Origin of the sequence: Dokdonella sp. (assembly GCF_017744955.1) — a bacterium.
Classification (GTDB): domain Bacteria; phylum Pseudomonadota; class Gammaproteobacteria; order Xanthomonadales; family Rhodanobacteraceae; genus Dokdonella_A.
The window spans coordinates 110512-127605 of sequence record NZ_JAGIAG010000004.1; the positions used below are offsets into that span (position 1 = coordinate 110512).

14 protein-coding genes and 1 pseudogene are annotated in these 17094 nt (G+C 69.5%); 10 read left to right on the forward strand and 5 right to left on the reverse strand.

Going from position 1 to position 17094, the window contains the following annotated elements:
* Position 1 precedes the first annotated feature (1 nt).
* The 5 genes from J7520_RS11035 (at position 2) to J7520_RS11055 (ending at position 7958) form a co-directional block, all read left to right on the forward strand.
* A complete protein-coding gene (locus tag J7520_RS11035) occupies positions 2-1609 on the forward strand; it encodes a carboxyl transferase domain-containing protein (RefSeq protein WP_291188049.1) in 1608 nt (535 codons plus the stop codon).
* Between the two features lie 244 nt (positions 1610-1853).
* Positions 1854-3545: an Hsp70 family protein gene (locus tag J7520_RS11040; RefSeq protein WP_291188052.1), complete on the forward strand. Its 1692-nt coding sequence runs from the start codon at positions 1854-1856 to the stop codon at positions 3543-3545.
* 1 nt (position 3546) lies between these two features.
* Positions 3547-5148, forward strand: a complete 1602-nt coding sequence (locus J7520_RS11045) for a hypothetical protein (protein ID WP_291188055.1) — start codon at positions 3547-3549, stop codon at positions 5146-5148.
* Between the two features lie 145 nt (positions 5149-5293).
* On the forward strand, positions 5294-5887 hold the full coding sequence (locus tag J7520_RS11050; RefSeq protein WP_291188058.1) for a hypothetical protein: 594 nt from the start codon (positions 5294-5296) through the stop codon (positions 5885-5887).
* A 43-nt stretch (positions 5888-5930) separates the two neighbouring features.
* Positions 5931-7958 carry an alkaline phosphatase gene (locus J7520_RS11055; RefSeq protein ID WP_291188060.1) on the forward strand — a complete coding sequence of 676 codons (2028 nt, stop codon included), beginning with the start codon at positions 5931-5933 and terminating at the stop codon, positions 7956-7958.
* An 85-nt stretch (positions 7959-8043) separates the two neighbouring features.
* On the opposite strand, the gene gorA is transcribed toward J7520_RS11055, so the two are convergent.
* Positions 8044-9426: a glutathione-disulfide reductase gene (gene gorA / locus J7520_RS11060; RefSeq protein WP_291188062.1), complete on the reverse strand. Its 1383-nt coding sequence runs from the start codon at positions 9424-9426 to the stop codon at positions 8044-8046.
* Positions 9427-9892: 466 nt separating this feature from the next.
* On the opposite strand from gorA, the pseudogene J7520_RS19915 reads away from it, so the two are divergent.
* Both J7520_RS19915 and J7520_RS11070 read left to right on the forward strand, forming a co-directional pair.
* A pseudogene (locus J7520_RS19915) lies at positions 9893-10210 on the forward strand (polymer-forming cytoskeletal protein); the annotation flags it as partial.
* 56 nt (positions 10211-10266) lie between these two features.
* The gene (locus J7520_RS11070) at positions 10267-10596 is read left to right on the forward strand and encodes a hypothetical protein (RefSeq protein ID WP_291188068.1); all 330 of its coding nucleotides are present in this window, start codon (positions 10267-10269) and stop codon (positions 10594-10596) included.
* A gap of 54 nt (positions 10597-10650) precedes the next feature.
* Here the strand turns inward: J7520_RS11070 and J7520_RS11075 are convergent, their stop codons facing one another.
* A complete protein-coding gene (locus J7520_RS11075; RefSeq protein ID WP_291188072.1) occupies positions 10651-12450 on the reverse strand; it encodes a CocE/NonD family hydrolase in 1800 nt (599 codons plus the stop codon).
* Positions 12451-12581: 131 nt separating this feature from the next.
* Positions 12582-13835 (reverse strand): FAD-dependent oxidoreductase, encoded by a 1254-nt coding sequence (locus J7520_RS11080; RefSeq protein ID WP_291188075.1) that lies wholly within the window; start codon positions 13833-13835, stop codon positions 12582-12584.
* Between the two features lie 360 nt (positions 13836-14195).
* Between J7520_RS11080 and J7520_RS11085 the strand changes: the two genes are divergently transcribed.
* Positions 14196-14501: a hypothetical protein gene (locus J7520_RS11085; RefSeq protein ID WP_291188078.1), complete on the forward strand. Its 306-nt coding sequence runs from the start codon at positions 14196-14198 to the stop codon at positions 14499-14501.
* Between the two features lie 57 nt (positions 14502-14558).
* Positions 14559-15053, forward strand: coding sequence for a C40 family peptidase (locus J7520_RS11090; RefSeq protein ID WP_291188081.1), 495 nt, complete (start codon positions 14559-14561; stop codon positions 15051-15053).
* 178 nt (positions 15054-15231) lie between these two features.
* On the opposite strand, the gene J7520_RS11095 is transcribed toward J7520_RS11090, so the two are convergent.
* Positions 15232-15720 (reverse strand): peptidylprolyl isomerase, encoded by a 489-nt coding sequence (locus J7520_RS11095; protein ID WP_291188084.1) that lies wholly within the window; start codon positions 15718-15720, stop codon positions 15232-15234.
* 122 nt (positions 15721-15842) lie between these two features.
* On the opposite strand from J7520_RS11095, the gene J7520_RS11100 reads away from it, so the two are divergent.
* A complete protein-coding gene (locus J7520_RS11100; RefSeq protein WP_291188087.1) occupies positions 15843-16529 on the forward strand; it encodes a class I SAM-dependent methyltransferase in 687 nt (228 codons plus the stop codon).
* Here the strand turns inward: J7520_RS11100 and J7520_RS11105 are convergent.
* Complete coding sequence (locus J7520_RS11105; protein WP_291188089.1) at positions 16513-17067, reverse strand: YkvA family protein; 555 nt, start codon at positions 17065-17067, stop codon at positions 16513-16515. The genes J7520_RS11100 and J7520_RS11105 overlap by 17 nt on opposite strands.
* Between the last annotated feature and the right edge of the window lie 27 nt (positions 17068-17094).

Genomic DNA, 17094 nt, shown 5'->3' on the forward strand with positions numbered 1-17094 from the left:
CGTGACCATTCTTTCCTCGCAGATCAATCCGCGTTCGGCGGACTTCCAGACCAACGCCGCCCAGCTGCAGCTCGCCGTCGACGACCTGCAGCGCGAGATGGCGAAAGTCGCGCAAGGCGGCGGCGACAAGGCGCGCGCCAAGCACACCGAGCGCGGCAAGCTGCTGCCGCGCGAGCGCATCCGCGCCCTGCTCGATCCGGGCTCGCCGTTCCTCGAGCTGTCGCCGCTGGCCGCGCACGGCATGTACGAGGACGCCGCGCCCTGCGCCGGCGTGATCACCGGCATCGGCCGCGTGCACGGCGGCGAGGTGCTGGTCATCGCGAACGACGCCACGGTCAAGGGCGGCACCTATTTCCCGATGACGGTGAAGAAACACTTGCGCGCGCAGGAAGTCGCGCTCGAGAACCGCCTGCCCTGCATCTACCTGGTCGACTCCGGCGGCGCCTTCCTGCCGTTGCAGGACGAGGTGTTCCCGGACCGCGACCACTTCGGCCGCATCTTCTACAACCAGGCGCGCATGAGCGCGCTCGGCATCCCGCAGATCGCCGTCGTGATGGGCTCGTGCACGGCCGGCGGCGCCTACGTGCCGGCGATGAGCGACGAGACCGTCATCGTCAAGGAACAAGGCACGATCTTCCTCGGCGGCCCGCCGCTGGTGAAGGCGGCGACCGGCGAAGTCGTCGACGCGGAGACGCTCGGCGGCGCCGACGTGCACACCTCGGTCTCCGGCGTCGCCGATCATTTCGCCGAGAACGACGCGCACGCGCTCGACATCGCGCGCGGCATCGTCGCCAGCCTCAACCGCAAGAAGACCGTCGCGCTCGCCACGCGCGAACCGGTCGCGCCGAAGTACGCGACCGAGGAACTCTACGGCTGCGTACCGGCCGACACGAGGAAGCCGTTCGACATCCGCGAGGTCATCGCGCGCATCGTCGACGGCTCCGAACTGCAGGAATTCAAGGCGCGCTACGGCAAGACGCTCGTGACCGGCTTCGCGCACATCCACGGCTATCCGGTCGGCATCGTCGCCAACAACGGCATCCTGTTCGCCGAGAGCGCGCTGAAGGGCGCGCACTTCATCGAACTGTGCAACCAGCGCAACGTGCCGCTGGTGTTCCTGCAGAACATTACCGGCTTCATGGTCGGCAAGAAGTACGAGCAGGCCGGCATCGCCAAGGACGGCGCCAAGATGGTCACCGCGGTGGCCTGCTCACACGTGCCGAAGTTCACCGTCGTCATCGGCGGCAGCTTCGGCGCCGGCAACTACGCGATGTGCGGCCGCGGCTACCAGCCGCGCTTCCTGTGGATGTGGCCGAACGCGCGCATCAGCGTGATGGGCGGCGAGCAGGCCGCCAGCGTGCTGGCCACCGTGCGCCGCGACGGCCTCGAAGCGGCCGGCAAGCACTGGTCGAAGGAAGAGGAAGAAACCTTCAAGACGCCGATCCGCGAACAGTACGAACGCCAGGGCCATCCCTACTACGCCAGCGCGCGGCTGTGGGACGACGGCATCATCGACCCGGCCGATACGCGCCGCGTGCTGGGCCTGGCGATCTCCGCGTCGCTGAACGCGCCGATCGAGCCGGGCCGGTTCGGCGTGTTTCGCATGTAGTGCGATCGTCCTCGATCGCTGCGATCTTGCCGGCGATGGCTCTGCGGGCAGAACAACGGCTTCGGAACGTCCAACCGCGGCCATCCATGGCCGCAATTCTCCGAGATGTGAAATGCGATCGTCCTTGATCGCTGCAATCTTGCCGACGATTGCTCTGCTTGCTGGAATGACGACTTCGGCACCCCCCAGCGGCGGCCATCCCTGGCCGCACTTCTCATGAAAGACAGTCAATCAGGGACGAATCATGATCGTCGGCATCGACCTCGGCACCACCAACTCCCTGATCGGCGCCTTCATCGACGGCGAGCCGCGGCTGTTCCCGAACGCGCTCGGCGAGCTGCTGACGCCGTCGGCGGTCAGCGTCGACGAACGCGGCGACTTCATCCTCGGCCAGGCCGCGCGCGACCGGCTGGCGACGCATCCCGAGCGCAGCGTGGCGACCTTCAAGCGCTGGATGGGCAGCGCGCGCGAGACGCGCCTGGGCGAGCGAGGTTTCCGCCCGGAGGAACTGTCGGCGCTGCTGCTGCGCTCGCTGCTGGCCGACGCCGAGGCTGCGCTCGGCGAGAAGGTCGAGGAAGCGGTGATCAGCGTGCCGGCCTACTTCTCCGACGCGCAGCGCAAGGCCACGCGCGCCGCCGGCGAGCTGGCCGGCATCCGCGTCGAGCGCCTGATCAACGAACCGACCGCGGCCGCGCTCGCCTACGGCTTGCAGGAGCGGCGCGAAGGCAGTCGCTTCCTGGTGCTCGACCTCGGCGGCGGCACCTTCGACGTGTCGATCCTTGAGCTGTTCGACGGCGTCGTCGAAGTGCACGCCAGCGCCGGCGACAACTTCCTCGGCGGCGAGGACTTCCTCGACCTGCTGACCGGCGCCTGCTGCGCCGACCTCGGCATCGACGAACGCGCGCTCGCCGCCGCTGAACTCGGCCAGTTGCGCCACCGGCTGGACCGGGTGAAGCGCGAACTCAGCGCCAACGCGCGCGTGCGCCTGGAAGTGCGCGCCGGCGGCAAGGAGGCGCCGTGGGAGATCGACGAACAACGCTTCGAACGGCTCGCCGAGCCGTTGATCCAGCGCATGCGCGCGCCGCTGGAGCGCGCCATGCGCGACGCGCGCCTCCAGCCGGCGCAGTTGGACGAGATCGTCCTGGTCGGCGGCGCCAGCCGCATGCCGCTGGTCGCGCGGCTGGTCTCGCGCATGTTCGGCCGGCTGCCGCTGCGCCACGTCAATCCGGACGAGGCGATCGCGCGCGGCGCCGCGGTCGCGGCGGGACTGAAGGCGCGCGACGCGCGGCTCGAGGAAGTGATCCTGACCGACGTCTGTCCGTACACGCTCGGCACCGAAGTCTCGCGCGAAGGCGAGGACGGCGAACGCCGCACCGGCTTCTTCCATCCGATCATCCAGCGCAACAGCACCGTGCCGGTCAGTCGCGAGGACACGTTCTACCCGGTGCACGACAACCAGGCGCGGCTGTCGATCGACGTCTACCAGGGCGAGAGCCCGATGGTCGAACGCAACGTCAAGCTCGGCGAACTGCTGCTCGATCTGCCGCCGCGCACGCCGCGGCACGAGAACGGCGTCAAGGTGCGTTTCACCTACGACGTCAACGGCGTGCTGCAGGTCGAAGCCACCGTGCTCGCGACCGGCAGGACGCACGAGCTGGTGCTCGAACAGAATCCGGGGCTCCTCAGCGCGGAAGAAATCCGCACGCGCCTGGCCGCGCTGGCGGATCTCAAGATCCATCCGCGCGACAAGCAGGAAAACGTCGCCCTGCTGGCGCGCGCCGAACGGCTGTACGAGGAACACCTGCGCGAGCGCCAGACGCTGCAACAGTGGATCGCCGATTTCCAGAGCGTGCTGGCGAGCCAGGACGAGCAGCGCATCGGCGAGCACCGGCGCAGCCTGGAAGCGGCGCTGGAGCGCCTCGAAGCCAGCGTCTGAGATGTCCACGCCCCTGTTCCAGCTCGGTCTCGACGACGACGCCGACGAGCGCAGTGTCAAGCGCGCATACGCCAGGCGCCTGCGCGAGGTGCGGCCCGACGTCGACCCGGCCGGTTTCCAGCATCTCAACGAGCTCTACCATCACGCGCTGGAATGGGTGCGCCAGCGCGATGCCTACGCGCCCGCCGAGCCGGTCGTGTCATACGCGTTCACCCCCATTCGCTTCGACGAGGTCGCCGCCGAAGCATCCTCGCCGCCGCTCGAACCGGCGCAGCCCGCCGTCTCGTTCGCGCCGCCGGATGCGCCGACCGTGCAGGTCGCCTGGACGCCGCCGCGGGCGACCGACACCGGGATTCCGCATGAAGCGCCGCCCGTCGACGTCCGCTGGGATACCGTCTCCGACCACCCTGCGCCGCAGGCAACGCCGACGGAGCACGTGGCCGACGCGAGAAGCGCGTTCGATTTCGACGCCTTCTTCGACACGCTGGTGCGACAGGCGGCGCTCGGTGACGCCGACGCCGTGCGCGACTGGCTGCATCGCCAGCCGCCGCTGTGGTCGCTGACGACCAAGGCGGAGGCCGCGCAGACGCTGATGCCGGCGCTGTATCGCTACGCGCCGCCGCTGCCGGATCGCTGCCTCGACGCCATCCTCGCCTTCTTCGATCTCGACCACGTGCTGTCCGGACAGAACGCGCTGCAGCTGAACCTGCTGCGCCGCCGCCTGCACGTCGAATGGCTGCTGCGCCAGCCCGATCGGCGCGAACTGCGCATCGAGCTGCGCCACGCGCAGCCGCCGGTCAATACCGAGCCCGCCACGCTGTTCGCCATGCTGTCGGGTCCGTTCCGCTGGTTCGCGGTGCTGTGGAAGGCGCTGCCGCCGTATCAGCCGAGCGAGATGGCGAACTTCCTGCGCTGGCTGGAGCAGGCGAAAGTCCAATCGCTGCCGCCGGCGTTCGACCGGCGGCGCATCGCGTTCTGGCGGCGCGCCGGCGATCGCTCGCGCGTCAGCCTGTCGCGCGTCACGGTGGTGGCCGCGCGATTCGCCGCGGCGATGCTGCTGGCGACGCTGATCGACGTCGGACTCTTCCTCAGTGGCGGCGTCGCACCGCTGATGACGCTGCTGCTGGCCTACGGCTGCGTCGGCTGCGTCGCCTACTACACCTGGATGGGACTGGTGCAGTGGCAGGATCGAGGGCAAGCGGACGACGCTCCCGGCCCCGCGGCGTGGTGGCGGCTCGGCTTCATCCCGCTGCTGGCGATCGCCGCGGTGGCGCTGCGTCGCCTGGTGCCGTTGGCGGTGCGCGAGGACCTCTGGCCGCTCGTGATGATCGTCTCGGCCGGCATGGCCGCGGCGGCCGCCGTGCTGGCCTTCGTCCGCTATCGCCATCGCAGCGGCGCCGGCGCGTTCGACTGGTTCGGCCGGTTCGTCGGCTGGCGTCTGATCTTCCTCGTTCCGCTGGTGAAGCTGCTGGTGCTGGCCGGCGTCGGCATCTCGCGGTACGCGGAGATCGGCGCCGCGATCGCGCTCGGATTCTGGCTCGCCGACCTGTGGCGCCAGCGCGCCCACCTGCGCGCGTCGCTCGCGCGCGCGCCCGGCGGATGATCCGGCGACCGACGCACGCGAGATCGCTCAGCCGCCCGCGCACGCCGATCTGTCATCGCCGCGTCAATTAAGTTTCACGCAGGCTCTCTAACGTGACGCCGTTCGCGTACGGCGCTCCTGCCGCGCGCCGCCACAGGCCCGTCGGATGTCCTCTCTCGCACTTTCCCTTGCACGCGTTCTCGCGCTCGGTGCAGCCCTGTTCGCTGCGTCCGCCGTTCCGGCACACGCCGCCGCCGGCCATCCCGGCGTGGTCAAGCCGCCCGCTTCGCTGGCCGTGACCAAACCACTCGGCGCCGCGCCGGCCGGCGTCACCGATCTGAAGTTCCGCGAGCTGTTCAAGCTGCCGGTCGGGCCGCAAGGTCTCGAGCCGACCGAGAAGCTGGCCGGCCTCGACGGCAAGCGCGTGCGCATCGTCGGCTACATGGTGCAGCAGGAACCGCCGATCGCCGGCGGCTTCATGCTGTCGCCGCTGCCGGTCGCTGCCGGCGACGCGGACGATTCCTACGCCGACGACATTCCGGCCAGCGCGATCTTCGTGACCCTGCCCAAGGGCGCGGACACGATCGTCCCGCCGCTCGCCGGCCTCATCCAGCTGACCGGCACGCTGCACGTCGGCGCGCGCGACATGGCCGGCGCCGGCCGCGTCGCGCCGGCCGTGCTCGAGCTCGACCGCGCCCCCGAACGCAGCTTGCTGCGCCAGGCCAAGACGATAGCGACATCGTCCGCCAAGGCGCGCTGAGCCCTCTCGCCAGAATTTCGAACTACCTGCAGGAGCCACTCCGATGCCGCATCTTCTCCGCAAGACGCTTCCGACCCTGATCCTCGCCCTGTCGGGCGGCGTCGCGCTCGACGCCGCCGCCGCCAGCATTTCGCGCCTGACGCCGCCGAGCGAGCTGTTCGCCTCCGGCGAGGCCGATCCCGTCGTCGCGCGCTTCCTGCCGGGCCAGCTGTTCGACCTGCAGGCCACCGTGCAGCCCGATCCCGGCCAGACCATCCGCAGCTTCACCTTCTACGTCGACGGCGACTTCGTGCGCCGCAAGGACGGCACGCTCAGCAACGTCACTGAAACCGGGCCGGCGGAAACCTGCATCGACGCGCAGAGCGGCAAGACCAAGGGCGCGTCCGGCTGCACGCTGGTCGCCGGCCTGCCGGCCAACACGGCCGTGATCTCGCAGCGCGGCTATTCCAACGCCAAGCCCGGCGTGCACGAACTGAAGGTCATCGCGCGCCAGTACGACGGCAAGGAAATCAGCGCCGTCGGCAACTTCGAGATCGTCGGCATCGACAAGGGCGAAGGCGCGGTCGCCAAGAACATCATCGTGCTGCTCGGCGACGGCATGGGCGCGGCGCACCGCACGGCCGGCCGCATCATGGCCAAGGGCTACGCGCAGGGCAAGGCGAAGGGCAAGCTGGCGATGGACACCTTCCCGTACACGGGCATGGTGATGACGGCGTCGCTGAACTCGATCGTCACCGACTCGGCGCCGGGCATGCAGAACTACGTCACCGGCAACAAGGCCAACAACAACGAGGAAGGCGTGTTCCCGGACGACACGCTGAACGCGTTCGACAATCCGCGCGTCGAATACCTGTCCGAATACCTGCACAACCTGCAGGGCAAGGCGCTCGGCGTGATCACCACCGCCGACGTGTTCGACGCGACGCCGGCTTCGAACGGCGTGCACACCTCCGCGCGCGGCAACGGCACCGGCATCGTCGACCAGTTCCTCGACGACCGCCACCTGACCGGCCTCAGCGTGCTGATGGGCGGCGGCCGCAAGTGGTTCCTGCCGAACGAATCCAACAGCGTCAGCCCGCAGCCGGCGAACGGCTCGCAGCGGCGCAAGGCGAACGACTACGTGCTGCCGTCCGACGTCGTCGCCGGCTGGGGCGCGGCGCCGGGCAAGCTCGATCCGGAACGCGATCTGATCGCCGACTTCCAGACCGCCGGCTTCAAGTACGCGCCGGACAAGAGCGCGCTCGACGAGCTGTTCAAGCGCGGCGTGCCGGACCAGCTGCTCGGCCTGTTCGCGTATTCGAACATGAACGTCGCCTACGACAAGATCGCCGGCCGCCGCGGCGACGGCACCGTCGTCGACGAGTTCGGCTTTCCGGACCAGCCGATGCTGGACGAGATGACCGACGCCGCGCTGAAGGTGCTGTCGAAGAATCCGAACGGCTTCGTCGCGATGATCGAAGGCGCCTCGATCGACAAGCAGGCGCACCTGATGGACAGCGACCGCTGGCCGCTGGAAGTGATCGAGTTCGATCGCGCCGTCGCCGTCGCCAAGGCCTTCGCCGAGAAGAATCCGGACACGCTGGTCATCGTCACCGCCGACCACGAATGCTCGGGCGCCGCGATCATCGGCGCGTCGGTGAAGACGGCCGCCGACCTCGAAGCGAATCCGGCGCTCGGCAAGGACGCGGTCGGCGTCTACGAAGCGGCGAAGTTCCCGAAGTACACGATCGCCGAGGACGGCTATCCGACCACGACCAACGTCGACCACAAGATGCTGATCGGCTACGGCGCGAACGCGGACCGCTACGAGACCTGGCTGCCGAACGCGTTCCCGACCAAGGACACGCAGCAGCCGTTCCCGCCGTCGGAATCGCCGGCGAACCCGAGCGTGCGCAACGAAGGCGTCGGATTCCTGGTGGTCGGCCAGGTCGCCGGCGACCAGGCCGTGCACACCGGCACCGACATTCCGCTGTCGGCCTTCGGCCAGGGCGCCAGCCTGTTCCACGGCGTCTTCGACAACACCGACGTCATGTTCAAGATCGGCCAGGCCGCGGTCGGCGGCGTGCAGTAAGGTCGCATCGCCAAGTGGTGATCACGAAACTCCCGCCTCGCGCGGGAGTTTCGCTTTTTGCAGGGTGCGCGGCGGCACTGCGCCGTCAGTCCGCCGCGCCGACGAACGCCTCGCCCGGCTCGCTCATCAGCACCAGTTCCTCGGCGGCGGTCGGATGGATCGCCATGGTCGCGTCGAAATCCGCCTTGCGCGCGCCGGCCTTCAGCGCGACCGCGAAGCCTTGCAGCATCTCGTCGGCGCCCGGACCGGCCAGGTGGATGCCGACCACGCGCTGGTCCTCACCGGCGCAGACCAGCTTCATGAAGGTCTTGTGCTCGCGCCCGGCCAGCGCGCTCAGCATCGGCCGGAAGCGCACGCGGTAGATGCGTACCGTGTCGCCGTGGCGGCGGCGCGCCTCGTCCTCGCCGAGGCCGACCGTCGCCAGTGGCGGATGCGCGAACACCACCGTGGGCACATTGTCGTAGTCGAGCCGCGCTTCCGGTTTGCCGCCGAACAGGCGATCGGCCAGCTTGCGGCCGGCGGCGATCGCGACCGGCGTCAGGTCGAGCCGGCCGGTGACGTCGCCGACCGCGTGCACGCCGGCGACCTTCGTGTCCTGCCAGTCGTCGACGACGACGTGGCCGTCCGCGTCCAATTCCACGCCGATCTCGGCCAGCCCGATGCCGCCCGAGTTCGCCGCGCGTCCCGTCGCCCAGATCAGCTCGTCGAAGCCGCCGATGACTTCCTCGCCGTCCAGCGCCAGCGCGTAGCCGTCGCTTTCGCGGCGCACGGCTTCCAGGCCGCGGCGCAGATGCAGACGGACGCCGCGCGCGCGCATCGCCTCACTGAGCACCTGGATCGTCTCGGCGTCGAAGTCGCGCAGCAGGCGCGGTCCGCGCACGAACACGTGCGCCTCGGCGCCGAGCGCCTGCAGCACGCCGGCGAATTCGACCGCGATGTAGCCGCCGCCGACGATCGCGACGCGACGCGGTACGGCGCGCAAGTCGAAGAAACCGTTCGAGTCGATGCCCAGTTCCGCGCCGGGCACGTACGGCCGCACCGGCCGCGCGCCGGTCGCGACCAGCACGTGCGGCGCGACGAATTCGTCCTCGCCGGCCGCGACGCGGTTAGGCGCGACGAAGTGGCCGCGCGCGGCGACCAGTTCGATGCCGAGCTCGGCGAAGCGCTGCCGATAGCTCGCGTGGATGCCGCCGATGTAGCGCTGGCGCCGGGACACGAACTCGCTCCAGTCCAACGCGGCCGGCGCGACGGAGAAACCGACCTCGTGCGCGAGCTGCTGCGCCTCGGCGAGTTCCGCCGCCAGCCACATCGCCTTCTTCGGCACGCAACCGACGTTGACGCAGGTGCCGCCGAGCGCACCGGGTTCGAGCACGACCACGCGCGCACCGTGCCTGGCCGCGCGCACCGCGGTGGCGATGCCGCCGGAACCGGCACCGAGGACGACCAAATCGAAGGAGTGTGTGTTCACGTCGCGGACCTGGCGATCGTCGGAAGGAATCGCCCGACTGTACCGCACCGCGGCAGCCATCCGATCGTTTCGCTGACGACCGGCGCGCCTGCGTTACGGGCCCGCCCGCGCGATCCGGCAAGCGCACGGTCCGTCAACCCGGCCGACGCTCGGCGCGGGCACGCGAACAGCATCCGAATGGCCTCTCGCCGGCCTTCGAGGCGTTTGTTAACCGTGCAAATATTTCGTTATTCATCAAATACTTGATGCGCGAATCGTGAGTAAGTTCACAGGCCGCGCAACGGATTGGCGACTACCCTGCCCGTCCCCCTGAAGCGGAGTACGCACCACCATGGCCATCTTCAACCAGCAGCCCTCGGCGAAGAAAGAAACGCCCACGTTCGTACCGGAGCCGACGCCGGTCGCGCCGAAGGAATCCATGCCCGCCGTGGACTACGTGCCCGCTCCCGCCTATCGCGCGGAACGCAGCGACGCGAAGGAGTCGCTGATCGCCTCCGACATCACCATCGAGGGCAAGATCGAAGGCAGCGGCCACGTGCGCATCGCCGGGCGCTTCAAGGGCGACGTCAACGTGCAGGGCGATCTCAGCATCGAGCGCGACGCCAAGGTCGCCGGCGGCGTGCGCGCGAAGAAGGTCATCCTCGCCGGCGAACTGGAAGGCAACATCGACGCGGCCGCGCAGGTCGAGCTGCAGCAGAGCGGCGTGCTCATCGGCGACCTCAAGGCCGGTTCGCTGACCGTCGCCGCCGGCTCGCGCATGCGCGGCCAGGTCGAATTCGGCTGGGACGAGAAGACCGCGTCGAAGGCCGGCCGCAACGGCGCGGAGAACGGCGCCGCATCGTGAATGCGCATCGAGCGCGCGTCACGCGCGTTTGCCCGCACTGCAAGGCGACGATCCTCGCCAGCGCCGACGTCTGTCCGTCGTGCCAGCATCATCTTCGCTTCAGCGCGTCCGGCGCGGCGACGCGTCGGAAGTCGTGCGCCCTGCGCGTCGAGGGCACGCTGGAGCAGCCGCGCGCCGGCGGCTTCTCCGAGTATTCGATGGTGCTGTCGATCCGCAACGAACGCGGCGAGGAGATCGAACGCAAGCTGATCGGCGTCGGCGCGATGCGGCCGGGCGAACTGCGCACGTTCGCCTTGTCGGTCGATCTGACGCAGGACGTCGAATGACCCGGGCCGGCCTCGAACGAGGCCGGCCTGCGCGATGCCCGGCGACGGCGTGCGCTACTTCTTCGTCGACGCGATCGACGATGCCGCGGCGATCGGCAGCGACAACACGCTCGGGCGATTGGCGTCGTGATGGAGCGTGACCGTCACCCGGCGCGCGTCCTTGCCGGATTCCTCGGCGACCACGCCGCCGGCGTTGTAGTTCTTCTCGGCGTACATCGAGTTGACCGGCCCGATCGCCAGGCGCAGGCGGCTGCCCTTGGCGATGCGCCGCGCGACGAAGGTGAAGCGGTCGAAGTCGTAGCGCTCGATCGCGCCGGGCTTGACCAGGGTCGCTTCGCGCAAGCTCTTGCGGTAGCGCGCGCGGACCGCGTCGTTGGCGAGGAAGACGACGCTGCCGTCGGCCTTCACCTCGTACACCGCCACGGCGATGTCGGTGTCCGGCTGGTCGAGCTCGATCCACGCCGACAGCTTGAAGAATCCGGCGATGTCGGTGTCCGCCGCGAACGCCGGCGTGTGATAGAACAATCCCTTGCCGTCGGCGCGCATCACGCCGCGCTGGTCGGTCAGCGCGTTCTCGTATTCCTCGATCTCCCACTCCGCCGAGCGGGTGTCGAGCGGATCGTAGACGTAGCGATCCGGCTTGCCCTGCCCCGGACGGTCGCGCTTCAGGTCGCCGGAGGCGAACACGTCGTTGGCGCGCGAGGCGACCGAGTCGAGGTTCCAGGCTTCGTGCCGCGCGGTCACCGCGTCCAGCGTCGGCGCGTAGCGCCAGGCTTCCTCGCCCGTCACGTAGAACGCGACCTTGTCCTTCAGGAACTCGGGCCTGGCGCCGTTCTTCATCGTCCAGTCGTACCAGGACTTGTGCAGCGCGTTCATGTCCAGCAGCGACGCCTGGCCGAACTTCAATCCGGCGACCTCGGCCTTCGGCGTGCGCGTGCCGGCGTGGTCCCAGGGACCGATGATCAGGTAGTGCGTCGCCTTCGCCGCGTCGGAGCCGTACTGCATGTGCTCGCGATAGAACGCGAGCGCGCCGGGCTGGTCGCCGTCGTACTGGCCGGAGATGCTCAGGATCGGCAGCGCGAGCTTGGCGTACTCCTCGCGCGTCGGACTGAAGCTGTCCCAGTAGGCGTCCTGCATCGGATGCGCGATCCAGGTCTGGAAGTGCGGCGAGGGATTGCCGACGTAGTGGTCCAGTTCCTTGAACGGTGCCTGCGCTTCGTACCAGCGGCGGAACTGCGTGCCCCAGAACGCGCCGTCGCCGAAGATCTTCTCCTGGCCGGTGCGGCCGCTGACCAGGGTCAGCCACTGCGTGTCGTAGGAATAGAACATGTTGTGCGACATCGGATAGTCGACGCCGGGCTTGGGCGAGGCGACCGGGACGATCGTCGCCAGGTGCGGCGGAAACTCCTTCGCGCTGGCCCATTGGTTGTAGCCGGCGTAGGAACCGCCCCACATGGTCACCTTGCCGTTGCAGTACGGCTGCCTGGCCAGCCACTCGACCACGTCGTGACCGTCCTTCGCCTCCTGCAGCAGCGGCGTGAACTCGCCGGCCGAGTTGCCGCGCCCGCGCACGTCGACGCCGAGGAAGACGTAGCCGTTGGCGCCGAAGTACATGCCGCGATCGTGGTAGCTCTGCGCGATGTACGGCGTCAGCGTGAACACGCACGGCAGCGGCTGGCTCTGCCCGAGCGGCTTGTACAAGGTCGCGTTGAGCTCGACGCCGTCGCGCAGCGGAATCTTGACGCCCCATTCGAACGCGACCGACGCGGTTTCGCTCCGCCCCTCGTCCGCGCGCACCGGAACGATCGCACAGCCCGCCACCGCGAGAACCAACAGAAGACGACGATGCAACATGTACTCCCTCCTCCCTAGCCGAGCGTCGAAAGAGGACTCTCCCATCTCCTTCGACGCGCACGATCGCGGCGGATGTATGGCCCCCGTTGCGAGTCGGGATCCGGATCGTGCGATTGCGCAGTCTTGCAAATTCAGGCGAACCGCGCCGGTGCGAACGGCGCGAGATCGAACGACGGCGTGGCGCCGGTGACGATCTCGCTGACGATCACGCCGGTCACCGCCGACAAGCTGACGCCGAGCATGCCATGCCCGGTGGCCAGCAGCAGATTCTCGCAAGTCCCCGCGCGGCCGAGTATCGGCAGATCGTCGGGGGTCATCGGCCGCCAGCCGTACCATTCCTCGACCACCGACGGTCCCTCCGGCTCGTACAGGTATTCGGCCGCGCCGCGCCGCAGCGCGTCGAGGCGCGTGCGATTCAGGCTAGTGTCGTAGCCGGCGAATTCCATCGTGCTGCCGAGCCGGTAGCCCGAGCCCCAGGCCGTCACGCAGACGCTGCGCTCCTTCAGCGTCAGCGGAATGCGCGGGCAGCGCTGCGGTCGCGAGTAGGTGATCGAGTAGCCCTTGCCCGGCTGGATCGGCAGGCGCAGACCGAGCTGCCGCGCGAGCGCCGGCGACCATGCGCCGAGCGCGAACACGACGTCGCGGCCCCGGTACGCGCCGTTCGACGTCGCGACCTCGGTCACGCGGCCGCCTTCGCGCACGAAGCCCTCGATGCGCACGCCCTCCTCGATCGCGCCGCCGTGCGCGCGCACGATGCGCGCCAGTTCGGCGACGTAGCGATCCGGCCGCAGCTGCGCGTCGCCGGGATTGAACAGCGCCCCGGCGAGACCGGGCTTCAGCGCCGGCTCGCGGCGGAGCGCTTCGGCCTCGTCGATCGCCTCGACGTCGATGCCGTAGTCGGCCAGGTGCGCCATCTGCTGCCGCACTTCCTCGAAATGCGCCGCGTCGCGGAATGCGTACAACGTGCCCAGCGCTTCGAATTCGCAGTCCAGACCCTGCTCGCGCACCAGCGCCTCGATCCATTCGCGCGAGCGCGACAGCAGCGGCGCCTTCGCCGCGGTGGCCCGCGCGCAGTCGCGCGCGTTGCAATGCGCGGCGAAACCGAGCAGCCAGCGCAGCAGCGCCGGATCGAAGCGTGGCTTGATGCGCAGCGGCGCGTCCGGTTTCAGCAGCCAGCGCAACGCGGTGCCGATCATGCCCGGCTGCGCCAGCGGCGCGGCGTGGCTCGGCGTCAGCGTGCCGCAGTTGCCGTGCGAGCTGCCGCCGCCGACACGGCCCTGTTCCAGCACCGTCACGCTGCGCCCGGCGGCGAGCAGGTAATGCGCGCAAGCCAGGCCGATCACGCCGCCGCCGAGGATCAGCACATCCGTTCGCTCTTTGCTCATCGCGGCATTGTATGCGGTCGCGCCGGCCGACCGCCGTGCGAATCCGCACCGCCGGTGCGTTCGCGCGGACCCGACGCGTCGACGGACCTCCGTCGGAGCACGATCCACTCTCCGCACCGACGACGATGCCGATGTCATCGGCGGCAACACACGTCGTCATCGAGAGCAGACCGACGACTGCAATGCCCGCGGCGAATGCGAATCGACCGGCGGCCCGCGGCGGCAGCGACACGTCGCCGCGATGCATGGGGCCGCCGGTATCAGGCGCGTTCGTGCTCGCCACGCCGGCCGCGGCAGCCGGCCCGGCAGTTGGCACCAAACCTGCAGCCTTTTGCGCATCCGAACCCCAAAGGCGCTGCGATGAAGGTCTCGACGAACGAACTGCTGTTGGCGTTGCGTGCTCCCGGCGCCGGCTGGTTGGCGGCGCTGATCTGCGCGCTCGACGAAGCCCTGCAGGATCCGGATTTCGGCGCCCCGCAGCGCGATCTGGTGCGCGCCCTGCTCGACCAGGCCCGGGTGCCCTCGGCGGTCGCCGAGGCGGCGAACGAACGCCTGGCGCAGTTCGAGCGCACGGTCGAGGAACTGCATGCGCTGGTCGTCCTGCCGCCGGCCGACACCGTCGTACCGATGCGACCAAAATTGACACTTTGTGGCGGAACCGCCTGAGCGGAACCGTCTCGCGGCGCATTGACAGCGCGGCGCGGCCTCGGCCAACGTAGCCGGGTGACCGCCTCCGTCCTGCGTCTCGCCGCCCTTGCCGTCCTGACCTTACTGCTCGCCGCCTGCGGCAGCACACCGCGCCGCGCCGAACCGCCGCTGGTCGCCGGCACGCCGCGCGCCGACGCGGCCAACGCGGTGCTGTTCCGCGCCATCGCGCTCGTCGGCACGCCGTATCGCTACGGCGGCAACACGCCCGACGGTGGTTTCGATTGCAGCGGCCTGGTCGGCTACGTCTTCCGCGACGCGGCCGGCGTCGGCCTGCCGCGCACCTCGATGCAGATGAGCGAGATCGGCAAGCGCAAGCTCGCGGTCGACGCATTGCAGGCGGGCGATCTGGTCTTCTTCGCCGAAAGCCGCACGGTCAGCCACGTCGGCATCTACGTCGGCGAACGCCGCTTCGTGCACGCGCCGAACCGCGGCGGCACCGTGCGGCTGGACAGCCTCGACGGCGCCTGGTGGCGCGAGCACTTCGTCTACGGCAAGCGCGCGCTGGAATGAAGCGCGCGGTCCGCCGAAGCGGTCACGGACGGTATCTGCCGGGCTCGGCGAGCGCGAACGACCGCCCCGGGCAATGCGGAGCGCGGCCGCGGATCGACGATCCGCAGCCGCCTCCGGCTACCGGGTGATTCGAGCGGGACAACGGCGACGCAGCGATCCCGGACGGGATCGCGCGAACTCAGTGCTCGTGGCCGCCGGTGCCGTGCACGTGGCGGTGCGCGATCTCTTCCGGCGAGGCGTCGCGGATGTCGGTGATCTCGACGTCGAACGCCAGCGTCTTGCCGGCCAGCGGATGGTTCAGGTCGACGTCGATGACGCTGGAGCCGACCTTCAGCACGACGACCATGCGCGGGCCGCTTTCCTTGGTCTGCAACACCGTGCTCATGCCCGGACGCAGCGTTTCGGGCTGCTGGAAGTACTTCTTCGGCACGCGCTGGACGAAATCCGCGCGGCGCTCGCCGTACGCTTCGCCGGGCGCGACTTCGACTTGGAAGCTCTCGCCGACCTCGCGGCCGAGCATGGCCGACTCCAGTCCCGGAATGATGTTCTGCGCTCCGATCAGCACGGCCAGCGGTTCGCCACGTTCGCGCGAGGAATCGACCGGGGCGTCGCTTCCGTCGCTGACGGTGTAATGGAACGAGACGACCTTGTTCGCTTCGACTTTCACCACAGGGCTCCGCAAAAAGAAAAGCGCGCGAGCATAGCAGGCTGCGTGCCGCCCGTCATATCGGCGGCAAGTCCGCTATGCTCGCAGCGGCGGCGCCCGGTCGCCTTGCCGCCGCCGTGCCGATGCCAGAGCAGCAACCCCGTGCCGTCGCCCGGCGCATCGCCGACCGCTTCCCGCGTCGATGGCATCGCGACTACGTGCGCAGCAAGCTGCGCTTCGATCCCGCCTACGCGGCCGTCGCCGCGGTCGTCGCCGAGGACGCCTCGCCGCTGCTCGACATCGGCTGCGGCCTCGGCCTGCTCGGCTTCTATCTGCGCGAGAGCGGCTTCGCTGCGGGCTACCGCGGCATCGATTTCGACGGGGAGAAGATCGCCATCGCGCGCGCGATCTCGGCGCGCCACAGCCTGGATCTCGCCTTCGACGACGGCGACGCCGGCGAGCTGCCGCCGTTCAGCGGCCACGTCGCCCTGCTCGACGTGCTGCACTACCTGCCCGCCGCCGCGCAGCAGCGCCTGCTGCGCGACGCCGCCGCGCGCGTCGCACCCGGCGCGGCGTTGATCCTGCGCAACGTGTTGCGCGAACGCGGCTGGCGTTTCCGCCTCACCGTCTGGGAAGAATATTTCCTGTACGCCTCGCGCTGGATGCGCTCGCCCGCCGTGCACTACCCGGAACGCGGGGAAATCGAGACGCCGCTGCGCGCGGCCGGGCTCGAACCCGACGTGCGCCCGCTGTGGGGCAGCACGCCGTTCAACAGTTTCGTGATCGTCGCGCGGCGACCGCCAGGCGCCGCCGTCAGCCGCTCGCCGTGACCGCCGCGGCGCGGCGCGCCTCGTCGCGCAGGCGCGCGCGGCGCATGCGCATCTGCAGTGCCGCGCGTCGCGCGGCCAGCTCGCGTGCGATGCGCTGCCGCTCCTGCGCATCCGCCGCGATGCTGCCGAGCGCGGCGCGCTGCGCGCAGAAGTCCGCATAGGCCTTGCGCACGTGACGCAGGCGGCGCAGCAGAAGCTCCAGCATGATCGCGTCGTCGAGCAGGCCGATCACTTCGATCTCGTCCGGAATCAGGTCGTCAGGATCGCTGAAGTAGATCAAGGTCTCGATCACGTCCGCCCGCTCGGGATCGGGCAGGGCCCAGGCCTCGTCCTCGAGCATCGCGATCAGCTTCTGCACTTCGAACAATCGCTTGCGCACGTATGCCGGCGCCGCGCCGAGGTTCAGGTTGTCGAGCGCGTACTTCGCCGCGTCGATGACGTCGAGTTCGTCCGCGCAGCGCGCGGTGCTCCGCGAGCGCACCAGCGCCGCGTGGAAGCGCTCGATGTCGGCGGGCTCGAGTTCGAACGTGATGCGCATGGCGAACGCGCAGCGTACGCAGGCGAA